General features: G+C 67.0%; 15 protein-coding genes. 7 read left to right on the top strand and 8 right to left on the bottom strand.

Annotated features, from left to right (window positions below; all coding sequences use genetic code 11):
• Positions 1–8: 8 nt before the first annotated feature.
• The 4 genes from thpD to ectA all read right to left on the bottom strand — a co-directional run bounded on the left by thpD (position 9) and on the right by ectA (position 3,249).
• Positions 9–911, bottom strand: coding sequence for an ectoine hydroxylase (gene thpD, locus ASE48_RS01700; RefSeq protein WP_057165263.1), 903 nt, complete (start codon positions 909–911; stop codon positions 9–11).
• On the bottom strand, positions 908–1,300 hold the full coding sequence (locus ASE48_RS01695) for an ectoine synthase (RefSeq protein WP_057165262.1): 393 nt from the start codon (positions 1,298–1,300) through the stop codon (positions 908–910). Before ASE48_RS01695 ends, thpD begins: the two co-directional genes overlap by 4 nt.
• Before the next feature lie 32 nt (positions 1,301–1,332).
• Entirely contained in the window at positions 1,333–2,628 is a 1,296-nt protein-coding gene (gene ectB / locus ASE48_RS01690; RefSeq protein ID WP_057165571.1) for a diaminobutyrate--2-oxoglutarate transaminase, read from the bottom strand.
• A gap of 63 nt (positions 2,629–2,691) precedes the next feature.
• Positions 2,692–3,249, bottom strand: a complete 558-nt coding sequence (gene ectA / locus ASE48_RS01685; protein ID WP_057165261.1) for a diaminobutyrate acetyltransferase — start codon at positions 3,247–3,249, stop codon at positions 2,692–2,694.
• A gap of 618 nt (positions 3,250–3,867) precedes the next feature.
• Between ectA and ASE48_RS01680 the strand changes: the two genes are divergently transcribed.
• Positions 3,868–4,542, top strand: a complete 675-nt coding sequence (locus ASE48_RS01680; RefSeq protein WP_057165260.1) for a response regulator transcription factor — start codon at positions 3,868–3,870, stop codon at positions 4,540–4,542.
• Here the strand turns inward: ASE48_RS01680 and ASE48_RS01675 are convergent.
• Positions 4,518–5,894 (bottom strand): HAMP domain-containing sensor histidine kinase, encoded by a 1,377-nt coding sequence (locus ASE48_RS01675; protein WP_057165259.1) that lies wholly within the window; start codon positions 5,892–5,894, stop codon positions 4,518–4,520. The two genes, ASE48_RS01680 and ASE48_RS01675, sit on opposite strands and share 25 nt — an antisense overlap.
• A 75-nt stretch (positions 5,895–5,969) precedes the next feature.
• On the opposite strand from ASE48_RS01675, the gene ASE48_RS01670 reads away from it, so the two are divergent.
• Both ASE48_RS01670 and ASE48_RS01665 read left to right on the top strand, forming a co-directional pair.
• Positions 5,970–7,130, top strand: a complete 1,161-nt coding sequence (locus tag ASE48_RS01670; protein WP_200962034.1) for a hypothetical protein — start codon at positions 5,970–5,972, stop codon at positions 7,128–7,130.
• 122 nt (positions 7,131–7,252) lie between these two features.
• Positions 7,253–7,543 (top strand): DUF732 domain-containing protein, encoded by a 291-nt coding sequence (locus tag ASE48_RS01665; RefSeq protein ID WP_162264168.1) that lies wholly within the window; start codon positions 7,253–7,255, stop codon positions 7,541–7,543.
• Here the strand turns inward: ASE48_RS01665 and ASE48_RS01660 are convergent, their stop codons facing one another.
• Positions 7,544–8,479: a DMT family transporter gene (locus tag ASE48_RS01660; protein WP_057165257.1), complete on the bottom strand. Its 936-nt coding sequence runs from the start codon at positions 8,477–8,479 to the stop codon at positions 7,544–7,546.
• Positions 8,480–8,550: 71 nt separating this feature from the next.
• Here ASE48_RS01660 and ASE48_RS01655 point away from each other — a divergent pair, with 71 nt between their 5' ends.
• Entirely contained in the window at positions 8,551–9,453 is a 903-nt protein-coding gene (locus ASE48_RS01655; RefSeq protein WP_057165256.1) for a LysR family transcriptional regulator, read from the top strand.
• Here ASE48_RS01655 and arc read toward each other — a convergent pair.
• Positions 9,450–11,285, bottom strand: a complete 1,836-nt coding sequence (gene arc, locus ASE48_RS01650) for a proteasome ATPase (RefSeq protein ID WP_057165255.1) — start codon at positions 11,283–11,285, stop codon at positions 9,450–9,452. The two genes, ASE48_RS01655 and arc, sit on opposite strands and share 4 nt — an antisense overlap.
• A gap of 145 nt (positions 11,286–11,430) precedes the next feature.
• Between arc and ASE48_RS01645 the strand changes: the two genes are divergently transcribed.
• From ASE48_RS01645 to ASE48_RS01635, 3 genes are read left to right on the top strand one after another with little or no spacing between them, the layout of a single operon-like run.
• Complete coding sequence (locus tag ASE48_RS01645) at positions 11,431–11,925, top strand: hypothetical protein (protein ID WP_057165254.1); 495 nt, start codon at positions 11,431–11,433, stop codon at positions 11,923–11,925.
• Between the two features lie 35 nt (positions 11,926–11,960).
• The gene (locus tag ASE48_RS01640) at positions 11,961–12,479 is read left to right on the top strand and encodes a hypothetical protein (RefSeq protein WP_235570586.1); all 519 of its coding nucleotides are present in this window, start codon (positions 11,961–11,963) and stop codon (positions 12,477–12,479) included.
• A gap of 3 nt (positions 12,480–12,482) precedes the next feature.
• Positions 12,483–12,779 carry a DUF503 domain-containing protein gene (locus ASE48_RS01635; RefSeq protein WP_057165252.1) on the top strand — a complete coding sequence of 99 codons (297 nt, stop codon included), beginning with the start codon at positions 12,483–12,485 and terminating at the stop codon, positions 12,777–12,779.
• Between the two features lie 6 nt (positions 12,780–12,785).
• Here the strand turns inward: ASE48_RS01635 and ASE48_RS01630 are convergent, their stop codons facing one another.
• A complete protein-coding gene (locus ASE48_RS01630) occupies positions 12,786–13,652 on the bottom strand; it encodes a tRNA (adenine-N1)-methyltransferase (protein WP_057165251.1) in 867 nt (288 codons plus the stop codon).
• Positions 13,653–13,654 lie beyond the last annotated feature (2 nt).

The raw sequence follows: 13,654 nt of genomic DNA, 5'->3' as shown, positions 1-13,654 counted from the left end.
TCGGCAGCTCATGCCGATGGCGCGGGGAGCCCGAGCGAGCGGGTGCGCCGGGCCGCCAGGTACTCGGGCCGGATCCCGTCCGCGGCGTATGGCGCGGACAGCTGATTGTCGACGGAGTTGAACACCAGGAAGACGTTCGAGCGCGGCAGCGGAGTGATGTTCGAGCCCGACCCGTGCAGCAGGTTGCAGTCGAACCAGAGCGCCGAACCGGCTGCGCCGGTGAACTGTTCGATACCGTCCCCGTCGACCGCCTTGGTCAGGGTGTTCTCGTCGGGCACCCCGAACTGCTGGGCGACCAGCGACGAACTGTGGTGGTTCTCCGGAGTGGCGCCCACGCACGGATAGAAGGTCCGGTGCGATCCCGGAATCACCATCAGCGATCCGTTGTAGGGATAGTTACGGGTCAGCGCGATCGAGCACGACACCGCGCGCATCTGCGGCATGCCGTCCTCGGCGTGCCAGGTCTCGAAATCGGAGTGCCAGTAGAAACCGGTACCGGTGAACGCCGGCATCAGGTTGATCCGGGCCTGGTGGATGTACACGTCGCTGCCGAGCAGCTGGCGCGCGACGGGCAGCACCGTGTCCAGCCGCACCACCTCGGAGACGAGCTCGCTGACCAGATGTGGCGCGAAGATGGAGCGGATGGAGCCGCCGGGCTCGCGGATCACCCTGGGGTCGTCATCGTCGAGTTCGGCTGCCAGGCGTTCCAGTTCGCGTCCGAGCGGCGACAGCATGTCTTCGGCGACGGAGTCCGGCCGGATCAGATAGCCCTGCGCGGCAAAGGAATCCAGCTCCTGGGCTGCTAACGGTCCATTGCCCGCGGCACCCCACACCGCGGGCTCGCGGCGTTCGATCGGTGCGATCGCATGGTCGATCCGGGTCGGGTACGGGTCCTGTAGCGCCGCGCTCATGCCACCTCCTGCGGTGCCGGGTAGGCGCCGGACTCGTCGTGGACCTCCTTGCCCGTCACCGGCGGGTTGAACACACACAACATGCGCAGCTGCTCATCGCAGGCGACCCGGTGCCGCTCGTGCCCGTTGAGCAGGTACATGGTGCCCGGCGCGAGCGGGTGGACCTCACCGGTCTCCAGGTTGGTCAGGGTCCCGTTGCCCTCGACGACCCACACCGCCTCGACGTGGTGCTGGTAGTGGAAGTCGTGGACCGAGGATGCCTCGATGGTCGTCTCGTGGAACGAGAATCCGACGCCGTCGCCGGCCAGGATGATCCGTTTGGAGCGCCAGGATTCGGCGGCCACGTCGCGGTCGGTCCCGGTGATCTCGGCGGTGGTACGAACAATCATTGTTATCCCTCTCTGCTCTGGCCTGTCGGTGTCTAGACGGTGGCGGCGACGGATTCGGCCAGGATCTCCAGGCCCGACTCCAGATCGCTGCGTGAGGTGGTGAGCGGCGGAAGCAGCTTCACCACCTCGTCGGACGGACCGCTGGTCTCCATCAGGGTGCCGCGCTCGAACGCGGCCCGGCACACGTCGGCGGCAAGGTCTGCGTCATCGAACTTGAGGCCCTGCGCCATACCCCTGCCGCGGGCCGACACCCCGTCATGCGACAGCGCGATCTTGTCGAGACCGTCGCGCAGCAGCTTGCCCTTCTCGGCGGTTTCGGACGCGAATTCGTGGTCTTTCCAGTATGTTTCGATCGCCTTGGTGGCCGTGACAAATGCCGGGTTGTGTCCACGAAAGGTGCCGTTGTGCTCCCCCGGCGCCCACACGTCGAGTTCCGGGCGGAACAGGGTGAGCGCCATCGGCAGGCCGTAACCACTGATCGACTTCGACAGCGTGACGATATCGGGCACGATGCCCGCGGCCTCGAAGCTGAAGAACTCACCGGTGCGTCCGCAACCCATCTGGACGTCGTCGACGATGAGCAGGATCTCGCGCTTCTGGCACAAGTTCGCCAGTTCCTGCAGCCACTCCAGGCGCGCCACGTTGAGGCCGCCCTCGCCCTGCACGGTTTCCACGATCACCGCCGCGGGACGGTTGAGTCCGCTGCCCGAGTCGTCGAGCACCCGCTCGAACCAGTGGAAATCCTCGGTGACTCCCCCGAAGTAGTTGTCGTAGGGCATCGGCGTCGCGTGCACCAACGGGATTCCGGCTCCGGCCCGCTTCATCGAGTTTCCGGTCACCGACAGTGCGCCCAGCGTCATCCCGTGGAATGCGTTGGTGAAGCTGATGATCGACTCACGCCCGGTCACCTTGCGCGCCAGTTTCAGTGCCGATTCCACCGAGTTCGCCCCGGTCGGCCCGGGGAACTGGACCTTGTAGTCCAGCTTTCGGGGCTTGAGGATCAGTCGGTCGAACGTTTCGAGGAAGTTCTGCTTGGCCGCCGTCGCGATGTCGAGCGAGTGCACGATGCCATCGCCGCTCAGGTACTCCAGCAGCGCACCCTTGAGCTGGGCGTTGTTGTGCCCGTAATTCAGTGCACCCGCACCGGCGAAGAAATCGAGGTAGCGGCGACCCTCGCTGTCCGTCACCCAGGAGTCCTTGGCGGTGGTCAGGACAGTGGGCCAGTTTCGGCAGTAGCTGCGTACCTCGGATTCGACGGTGGAGAACACCGAAGGTAGGTCGGCTTCGGTGAGGGCCGGAGCGGTCGTCAGCGGGGTATCGAGCAGCAAAGTATTGTCCTCCAATAATTTTCAGTGAAATACGGTGAATCGAACACGAACCGGCCGGACAGGTCAGACGGCTTTCGCACGGTCGATGGGCCCGATCCTCAGCAACGGTTCGTCCTCGTGGGCGCCATCGGGATCGAGTTGATCGGCGGTGAAGTGCGGGTGCTCGGTCAGTGCCACACCGTGCCGGCGCGCAAAAGCGCCGAAGAAGGCGCGTGAACTGGCATTGCCCGGCGATACGGTGGCCTCGACGGTGAGCGGAGCACCGTCGCCCCCGGCGCGCACCCGGTCCACCAGGGCGTCGAGCATGGCCGCGGCCAGCCCGCCGCGCTGGGCGGACGGCGCGACGGCGACCTGCCACACGAACAGCACGTCCGGCCGCTGCGGCGGCCGATATCCGGTGATGAAGCCCTGCAGCCGGCCGTCGACGTCCGCGACGATCGACGTCTCGGCGAAATCGGTGCTCAGCAGCAGATAGGCATAGGTCGAATTGAGGTCCAGCACACCGGTTTCGGCCACCAGGTCGCGAATTGCGACGGCGTCGGATCCTCGCGGCGGCCGTAACGCGCTGGCCCAACTATGTGCGCCGGTACGAATTTCCGGAGCAGTTTGTACGCCATTCATATCGAGTAAAAGTCACCACCGAGCAGTCATCGATCACATTTGGTTTCAGGTCTTCGGTGCCAAGACCGTAGACACAGCCGAAGAGGCGGATCAAGTTGCGACAGCTCACGTTTGACATCGGGCAACGCTGGCCACCGCCTGCTTACCAGCGCGAACACCGCAGCTGCCGGACCGACCGCGGCCCGGGCAACGTTATCGAATCGTTATACATCGAGTGACGCAGGTCACGCCGAATCCGCGGCGGAGTGCTTTCGAAATAACCGTGCGGCACGAATTCCGCCGACTGCCGACGCAGAAATTGCGTATGGGTTTCAGCCGGATTGCCGGAGTTGTTCACCGAACGGGGCCCGAACAATTCGGTCGATACGCGACTTCGCCGTCGGCGGCCCGGCGTGTGGCCGGACCGCCGGCTCGGCATCGGGGCTGCTGGGCAGCGGTTTCGGTGTTTTCGTCCCAACCGTCGATACGAGGGCTAGCGTCACTGGATACGCAGGCCGAACAGACCGTCGGCGCGCCACGCACCAGCGCTTTCTCCTTCATGCTCGTCGTTGACATGCGGGCGCCGCGCACAGTGTGGCGTGCCGACCTCTGCGCTGAGCCTGTAGACATAGAGACGTTATGAGAGTTCTGATCGTCGAGGACGAACCCCGGTTGAGTTCCACCCTGGCAATCGGCCTGCGGGCTGAAGGGTTCGCCGTCGTGGAGGCTGCCAACGGTATCGACGGACTGTGGCAGGCGACCGAGAACGACTTCGACGTCGTGGTCCTCGACATCATGCTCCCCGGTCTCAACGGCTACGAGGTGCTCCGCCGCATGCGGGCGCGTTCGGTGTGGACGCCGGTGCTGATGCTGACCGCCAAGGACGGCGAGTACGACCAGACCGACGCGTTCGATCTCGGCGCCGACGACTACCTGACGAAGCCGTTCTCGTTCATCGTGCTGGTGGCAAGGCTCCGCGCCCTGGTGCGCCGCGCGGCACCGCACAAGCCGCCGATGCTGACCGCGGGCACGCTGACGGTGGATCCGGGCCGGCGCCTCGTGCAACGCGGCGACAAGGCGCTGTCGTTGACCCCGCGCGAGTACGGGGTGCTGGAGTATCTGATGCGCAACAAGAACGTCGCGGTCACCAAGGCAGATATCCTGCACAACGTCTGGGACGCCCACTACGACGGCCCGGACAATGTCGTCGAGGTGTACGTCGGTTATGTCCGCCGCAAGATCGACATCCCGTTCGGCACCAACACCATCGAGACCATCCGCGGTGTCGGCTACCGGCTGGCCGCCGACAACTGAACCACCGCCCGCGTCCCGCCGCCGGGGCGATCCTCGATCCGGACCTGACCGTGGTGGGCCGCGAGGATCTCGGACACGATCGCCAGCCCCAGCCCGGTGCCGCCGGCGCCCCGGGACCGGCCCTCGTCGAGGCGGACGAACCGGTCGAACACCCGAAGCCGGTCCCCCGCAGGTATTCCCGGGCCGTCATCGCCGATGGTCAGGACCGCCTGCCCATTGCGGTGGCGCAGGTCCACCTCGATCACCGATGCGGCATGCCGGGCGGCGTTGTCCAGCAGATTACGTAGCACCCTGGCCAGTGCCGGCGGATCGCCGCTGACGCGTACCGGTTCGATGCTCACGGTCACCTCCAGATCACTGTCCCGCCGCAGCCGTTCGATCTCGCCGTTCGCCAGGTCGTCCAGATCGACATCGTCGCGGCGGATGTTCCAGCCCCGCTCGTCGGCACGCGCCAGCAACAGCAGATCATCGATCAGCGAGCGCATCCGCTGCGCCTCGGGCATCAGCGTGTGTTGCGCCAGTTCGGGGTTGAGCAGATCGGGATGGGCCTGGGCGACCTCGAGGGCCGAGATGATGGTGGCCAACGGACTGCGCAATTCGTGTGACGCGTCCCCGACGAACCGCTGCTGTGCGGCGTGCCCGGCCTCGACGCGGGCCAGCATCTCGTTCATCGTCACCGCCAGCGCGGCGATCTCGTCACGACTGTCCGGCACCGGCACCCGGCCGGTCAGATCCGAGGTGGTGATATCGGCGACCCGGGAGCGGATATCGTCCACCGACCGCATGGATCGGCGCACCAGCAGATAGGTCGCGGCCGCCGACACCGCGATCACCACGGGCGCTGCCACCGCCAGCGCGGTCACCACGGTCCCCACCGTCGAGAGCACCAGCGGACTGCCCTCACCGACGACCACGGTGTAGCGCGCCGCGTCGGGGCCGATGACGGTCTGCGCGCTGAAACGGATCTCGCCGAACGGTGAATCATGTTCGGGCATACCGATCCGCGGGCCCGCACCGATCTCACCGACCGGGATCAGCGGTGTGGACGGCGCTCCCGGCGAGCGGTGCAGCACCGTGCCGTCGGCGCCGATGACCTGCACGGCCAGCACCCGGGTGTCGGTGGCGAGCAGTTCGGCGTCCAGCGCGGCCGGGCCACGGGCGGCGATCACCGCGGCGGCCCGGGCCACCCGCGCGGCGGCGGCGTTGTCGACCTCGCTGAGCATCGAGCGATAGAGCACGCCGGCCAGCACCATCCCGGTGACACCGAGCGCCACGAACACCACGCTGGCTGCGACGAAAGCCGACCTCGCCGAGATCCCCCAGTTCCCGGGCCGGGTAAGTCCACGTCGCATCCATCCACTGTGCCTCATGGCGCCGATCGCGCGTGGTGGCACGCCATTCGGCCGCCGAACGCGCACAATGTTGCGGTGTCCGACAGCAGCCCGACCAAGAACGACGAGCAGGTGCACGAGTGGTTTCTGCATCGCGGTCTGCCGCTGGTGCTGACCCGCCGGGTGCGGTCCCGGAGGTTGATCGAACGTTCGGCGCCGATGATCAGTTCGGTGGGTGCGCTGACCGCGCTGACCATGCTGCTGGCCGAGGTCACCGGCGACGGCCCGAACTACGCATACGCGTTGCGGCTGGGCATCATCACGCTCGTGCTGCTGGCCGCCCCGTTCGTGCTCGTGACACTGCACCGCCGATCCACCGCACTCGGCGAGGCCGCCCGGCGCTGGGGCGCCTGGGGAGTGATGGCCATCTTCGTGGTGGTGATGCCGGTGACGGTCAGCGGTTGGTCCGGCGCCGCGGCCGCCGAGGCGCCACTGTTCGTGCTGATCTCACTGCTCGCGATCTGGTTGACCTACCTGGGTTTCGGGTCTATCGCGGCATGGGCCTTCCGGTTCGCCTGGGTGCAGCTGGGCGCGCTCGGCACCCTGATGAGCCGGGCGCTGCCGCTGCTGATGCTGACGGTGGTGGTGTATTTCACCGGCGAACTGTGGCAGCTCTCGGCCCGGATGACTCGTCAACGCCTCTGGGAGACAGTCGGTTTCCTGGCATTGGTGGCGCTGTTGTTCATGGTCACCACCATCCGCGACGAGGTGCAGGCGCTGCGGGACGACCGCGCCGAACAGACCGATGCCGGCCGACTGCTGGCCGGCACGCCCTTCACCGCACCCGCGGGGACCCGCACGCCGCTCTCCCGCGCCGAGCAGATGAACGTCGTCGCCGTGATGGTGGTGTCCCAAGCCATTCAGGTGGTGCTGTTCACCGCCGGACTGTTCGCCTTCTTCCTGGCGCTGGGCATCATCGCCATCCCCTATGACGTCACCGTGCTGTGGGCCGCCGAGGAGACCTGCCAGGTCGGCCAACCGCCTTGTGCGGGAACGTGGTTCGGTGTCCACATCCCGATTCCGCAGACGGTGGTGCACACCTCGCTGTTCGTCGCCGTACTGTCCGGGCTCTACTTCACCGTGAGCACCAGTGTTGACCCGCTGTACCGACAGCGCTTCTTCGATCCGCTGATCGCCGACGTCGCGGTGAGCCTTGCTGGACGCGACGCCTACCTGGAATGGGAAGCCAAGAGCTGAGTCTGTTCGATTGGCGTGCAAACCCTGTGAGGCGGCTTTACACTTCCCTACGCTGCGCATCACCGGAAAATGTCCTGTGACTGGCAACCACCTGCGCAACACGGGATGAAGGGATGACCACCATGAGGAAGATGTTGCTGCCGGTCCTCGCGGCGACGTTCGCCGCGGGACTCGCGGTCGCGGCTCCGGCCAGCGCCGACGAAACCGGCTACTTCACCGAGCTGACCGATTACGGCTACGGCGACACGTCCCAGGAGGTGGCCCTGGACATGGGCTACTCCATCTGCGAGGACCTCGCCAACGGTGTGCCCCAACAGGTCACGCTCGACGCGATCTATGAGAACACCAACGAGAACGTCGACGCCGCCGACGCGACCTTCCTTTACAAGGCCGCCATCCTGCACCTCTGCTGATCAGCCCTTTTTCGATGGCGGCCCCGCGGCCCCCGGCCTGCGGGGCCGTCCTGGCGCGTCGGACGCCGACGTCGAAATCGTTGCGCTGTCAACGATTCTGCCCCAGTTCGTGCCGGCCACCACCAGTGCGGCGCCGAGCGCGCCGAGGGCGGTGACCGGGTCCCCGGCCAGCCCGACCCCGATCGCCACCGCCCACAGCGGCTCGGTGCCCAGCAGCAGGCTTATGCGCGCCGGAGTGCTGCACCGCAACGCCCACATCTGAACACCGAACGCGAACACCGTGCACGCCAGCGCGAGATAGGCGATCAGCGCCCAGTCCCGTCCGGACATCTGCGGCACGACGGAGAACTGTCCCAGCGCGCAGGCCGGCATCGATGCCAGCACCGCCACCGTGGTCAGCTGCACCAGCGTCACCGCCGCCGGATCGAGCCGGCGCTGCGCCGAGGCCCGCGACATGACGGTGACGTGCACGGCCCGCAGCACCGCCGCCGCCACGATCAGGGCGTCACCGGCGCCGGGCAGCGCAAAACCACCGGACTGGGTCAGCGCGAGGCAGCCCAGCACCACCACCGCGGCCGGTGCGTAGAACAGTGGCGCGACGGCTCCCCGACCACCCAGCAGCGGGGTGATCACCACTGTCAGCGCCATGATGAGACCGGCATTGGACGCCGATGTCCTTGTCACCCCGTATGTTTCACAGACACAGATAGCGGTCAGGATGGCGCCGAACAGCGATCCCACAAGTATTTCCGGGCGGCCGATTCGAGTGATCCGGCGCCCCAGCACCAGCGCCAGCACGCCGGCGGCGATGGCGAACCGCACAGCCAGGAAGGCCAGCACACTGTCCGCGTCGACGACCTCCTTGGCGGCCAGATAACTCGATCCCCACACCAACGCCACGGCCAGCAGGGCGAGGTCGACGCGGTACCGAGTCATGGGGCAAGACTGCCGATCACCGACCATTCAGTCCAGCTACTTCTTCTAACGCATAGAAGTAGTATTGCTACATGGATGCCTCAAGGCTACGCATGCTGCGCGAACTCGCCGACCATGGCACCGTCGCCGCGGTGGCCGACGTGCTGGCCATGACACCGTCGGCGGTCTCCCAGCAGCTCAAGACCCTGCAGCGCGAGGCCGGTGTCACGCTGCTGGAACCGGCGGGTCGGCGGGTGCGACTGACCGACGCCGGGCAGGTGCTGGTGGGTCACGCCGAACAGGTGCTCGCCGCGCTGGACCGGGCGCAGGCCGATATGGACAGCTACCGGACCACCGCCCGCGGCGAGGTGACGGTGTCGTTCTTCCCATCCGGTGCGGCGATGTTGTTGGCGCCGTTGATCCTCGGCACCCGGGCCCGGGGAGTCGAGGTCATCGGCCGCGATATCGACGTGCCTGCCGCGCGGGCACCCCAGCAACTCGCCGATGTCGATGTGGTGGTCGTGCACCGCGATGAGCGTGACACCACCGCTTGGGGTCCGAGGTTCACCTCCACGGTGTTGCTGCGCGAACCGCTGGACGTCCTGCTGCCGCCGCAGCACCCGCTGGCGGGCAAGGCGCAGCTGCGGCTCTCAGAGCTCGCCGATCAGGATTGGATCGGTGTCGAGGGCGGCCTGATGGTCGATGACGTGTTCAAGTCGATTGCCACCCTCACCGGGGTCGCACCCCGAATCACCCAACGGGTCAACGACTTCCGGGTCCTCGAGGAACTGGTGCAGGCCGGCATCGGGATCGCGTTGATGCCGCGCTATGTGGTGTTGGCGCGCGATCTGGTCCGCAGGCCGATCGAGGACATCAAACTGGCCCGGCGGATCGAGGCGGTGACACGCGTCGGCGCTGCGTCCCGGCCGGCGATCGCGCTGGTGCTCGCTGAGCTACACGCGATCGCCGACCTGGTCGGCGGCTCGGTTCCCTAGAGGTATTGCCCCAGGTTCGACTCGGTGTCGATGGCCCGGCTGGCCGACGAACTCTTGCCGGTGACGAGCGTGCGGATGTAGACGATCCGCTCGCCCTTCTTGCCCGAGATGCGGGCCCAGTCATCGGGATTCGTCGTGTTCGGCAGGTCCTCGTTCTCGGCGAACTCATCGACGATCGAATCCAGCAGATGCTGGATGCGCAGACCCTTCTGCCCGCTCTCCAGCACCGACTTGATGGCGTACTTCTTGGCGCGGTCCACTACGTTCTGGATCATCGCCCCGGAGTTGAAGTCCTTGAAGTACATGACTTCCTTGTCACCGTTGGCATAGGTGACTTCCAGGAACCGGTTGTCGTCGATCTCGGCGTACATCCGGTCGACGACCTTCTCGATCATCGTCTTGATGGTCAGCCCACGGTCACCGGCGAACTCGTCCAGATCGTCGGTGTTCACCGGCAGGTTCTCCGTCAGGTACTTGGAGAAGATGTCCTGCGCGGCTTCGGCATCCGGGCGCTCGATCTTGATTTTCACGTCCAGGCGGCCGGGCCGCAGGATGGCCGGGTCGATCATGTCCTCGCGGTTGGAGGCGCCGATGACGATGACGTTCTCCAGGCCCTCGACACCGTCGATCTCCGAGAGCAACTGCGGCACGACGGTGGTCTCCACGTCCGAGCTGACACCTGTGCCGCGGGTACGGAAGATCGAGTCCATCTCGTCGAAGAACACGATCACCGGGGTGCCCTCGGACGCCTTCTCCCGGGCTCGCTGGAAGATCAGCCGGATGTGGCGCTCCGTCTCGCCGACGAACTTGTTGAGCAGCTCGGGACCCTTGATGTTGAGGAAGTAGCTCTTGGCTTCCCGGGAGTCCTCGCCGCGCAGCTCGGCCATCTTCTTGGCCAGCGAATTCGCGACGGCCTTGGCGATCAGTGTCTTACCGCATCCGGGCGGGCCGTAGAGCAACACGCCCTTGGGCGGCCGCAGCGAGTACTCGCGGTAGAGATCCTTGTGCAGGAACGGCAGTTCCACCGCGTCGCGGATCTGCTCGATCTGGCGGGTGAGGCCACCGATATCGCCGTAGCTGACATCGGGCACCTCTTCGAGCACGAGATCCTCGACCTCGGCCTTGGGGATCCGTTCGAAGGCGTAGCCGGCCTTGGTGTCGACCAACAGCGAGTCGCCGGGACGCAGCTTGCGCGGGGGCTCTCCGTCGATGTCGAGCGGGATCTCCACCCCTTCGGGAAGGTACTCCACGCCGACCAGTGGTTCGGCCAGCCACACGATGCGTTCCTCGTCGGCATGGCCGACGACGAGCGCGCGGTGGCCGTCGTCCAGGATCTCGCGCAGCGTGCTGATCTCGCCGACCGCCTCGAAGGCGCCGGCCTCCACGACCGTGAGGGCCTCGTTCAGCCGGACCGACTGACCCTGCTTGAGGGTGCTGGTCTCGATGTTGGGCGACAGCGTCAGACGCATCTTGCGGCCCGAGGTGAAGACGTCGACGGTCTCGTCCTCGTAGACCGCGAGCAGCACCCCGTAGCCGCTGGGCGGCTGCCCGAGCCGGTCGACCTCTTCGCGCAGCGCGAGAAGTTGCTGGCGGGCCTCCTTGAGGGTGTCCATCAGCTTGGCGTTGCGCGCCGCCAATGAGTCGATGCGCGCCTCGAGTTGCTGGACATCGCGGGCCGTCCGCAGTCCGCTGCCGGCGCCTACCGCTCCCTCGAGTTGCTCACGCAGGGCGGCCGCTTCTCGGCGCAGCCTCTCCAGTTCGGCGGCATCCTCTGCGGACATGCTCGATTCGTGGGGTGTTCCGAAATTCTCAGAACGCTCGGACTCACTCATGCTGCGCTCCCTCCCGCACCGAATGTTGGTGCAGTAACAACTTCAACGCTACCGGCGATTCAGCCTTTGTGTGCGGTCTAGGAATTCGACACACCAGCAACGCTGTTAACCTCCTTGCTTAGCTTGCCCCATTGAAAGGACCACTGTGATCCTCAAAACCCTCGCAATCGGCTTCGTCACCAGCGCGGCAGCAGCCGGCCTGGTAACCGCTGCGGCGACGGGCGTGTCGTCGGTTACAGCCAGCAGCGCCCCGGCGATCACCCCGGTGGTCTGGGACATCCCGATGCCGCAGGCGCCCGCCCCTGAGTTGCAGGCACCTCTGACGCAGACGCTGAGCGTTCTCGCTGGGCCCGGTTCTTTCTCCGGGAAGGCCACCTACATCCAGGGTGGGATCGGCCGGATCGAGTCGATCGCCGCCGACCGCGCCTACAACAACGCCGCCCGCGAAGGTAAGTTCCCGCTGACCTTCAACATCGCCGACATCGATGTCAATGGGCCGGTCGCCACCGCGAACGTGACCGCCACCTCCGCCACCGGCGGCACCGCGACTCAGCCCGTGACCTTCACCGCCGGACCCAGCCCCACCGGCTGGCAGGTGTCCCGGCAGTCGGCCTTGGCGCTGCTCTCGGCGGCCGGCTGACCCACGCGCCGATGCGCCGCAGTCCCGTAGCGGTCGTGAGCGCCACCCTGTTCGTGGTGGCGCTCGGACTGTCGGGCTGCGGCGCGGAGCCGATTCCGCCGGCGCCGGTGACCTCGTCCTCCGCACCGGCTGCCGCGGGCGCCCAATCGGCCCCGCAGGCACCCCTGCCGGACCCCGAGGCGCTCACCGATGTGCTGGCCAGACTGGCGGACCCTTCGGTTCCCGGTGAGCAGAAGGTCGCGCTGGTGCAGTACGCCACTCCGGAGGACGGCGCCGCCCTGGACCGCTTCGCCCGGGCCACCGTGGACGGTGGTCTGGCACCGCTGACGTTCCAGGCCGCCGACCTCAGCTGGTCGCCCACCGAGTACGGCGACGTCGTCGCCACTGTGACGGTCAGTTCGGCCAACCCGGCCCCCGAGGCGCGCCCGTTCACCTTCCCCATGCAGTTCACCCTGGATGAAGGGGCCTGGCAGCTGACCCGGGCAACAGCCGACCAGTTGCTCGAACTGGGACCGGCCCCGACCGACACCCCGGCGCCCGAACCACCGCGGTAAGCCATGTGGATCGGTTGGCTGGAGTGTGACCTGCTGCTCGGGGATGTGCATTCGCTCAAGGAGAAGCGGTCGGTGATCCGTCCGGTGATCGCCGAACTGCGCCGCCGGTTCACGGTGTCGGCGGCCGAGACCGGAGATCAGGACCTGCACCGCCGGGCCGGTGTCGGGGTGTCCGTGGTGGCCGCCGACCGCGCGCATGTGGTGGACGTGCTCGACGCCGCCGAACGGCTGGTGGCGGCGCGGCCCGAGCTGGAGCTGCTCTCGACGCGCCGCGGACTGCACCGCAGCACCGACGAGTGAGCCCGCTCAGACCTGGGGGCGTTTGCGGCGCAGCGGCGTCGGGGTCACCGTGCCCGGCGCCAACTTGCGGGCGCTGATCAGGAAAGCGGTGTGCCCGCGCATGTTGTGCTGTGGCCGCACCGCAAGGCCGACGACGTTCCAGCCGCGCTGCATGGTTTCCCAGGACCTGGGCTCGGTCCAGCACTGCTGCTCCCGCAGCGCCTCCACGGTGCGGGAGAGTTGCGTGACGGTGGCGACGTAGACGATCAGCACGCCGCCGGCCACCAGCGCCGTCGCCACCGTGTCCAGGACGTCCCAGGGAGCCAGCATGTCCAGCACCACGCGGTCCACTTCTTGGTCGCCGGTCGCGTCGCCGGCCGCCGGGCGGCCGCCGGCCGGATACTCGTTCAGGTCGCTGATCCGCAGATCCCAGTTGGCCGGGCGCTCGCCGAAGAAGGTCTCGACATTGCGGATCGCGTGCACCGCATGGTCATCGCGCACCTCGTAGGAGATGACCTGACCGGTCGGCCCGACCGCCCGCAGCAGTGAACAGGTCAGTGCGCCGGAGCCGGCACCGGCCTCCAGCACGCGTGCGCCGGGGAAGATATCGCCCTCGTGCACGATCTGGGCAGCGTCCTTGGGATAGATGACCTGCGCTCCGCGCGGCATCGACAGGACGTAGTCGATCAGCAGGGGCCGCAGCACCAGGAACGGGTCGCCGTTGGTGGACTTCACCACACTGCCCTCGGGCTGGCCGATCACGTTGTCGTGCGGGATGGCGCCGCGGTGGGTGTGGAACTCGGCACCCGGATTGAGCACCATCGTGTAGTGCCGTCCCTTGGCATCGGTGAGTTGCACGCGATCGCCGATGACGAACGGACCAGTGATTTGCACGG

This window comes from Mycobacterium sp. Root265 (genome assembly GCF_001428895.1).
Taxonomy (GTDB): Bacteria; Actinomycetota; Actinomycetes; order Mycobacteriales; family Mycobacteriaceae; genus Mycobacterium.
The sequence above is the reverse complement of the archived record's forward strand: the minus strand, read 5'-3'. Positions and strand labels throughout refer to the sequence as shown.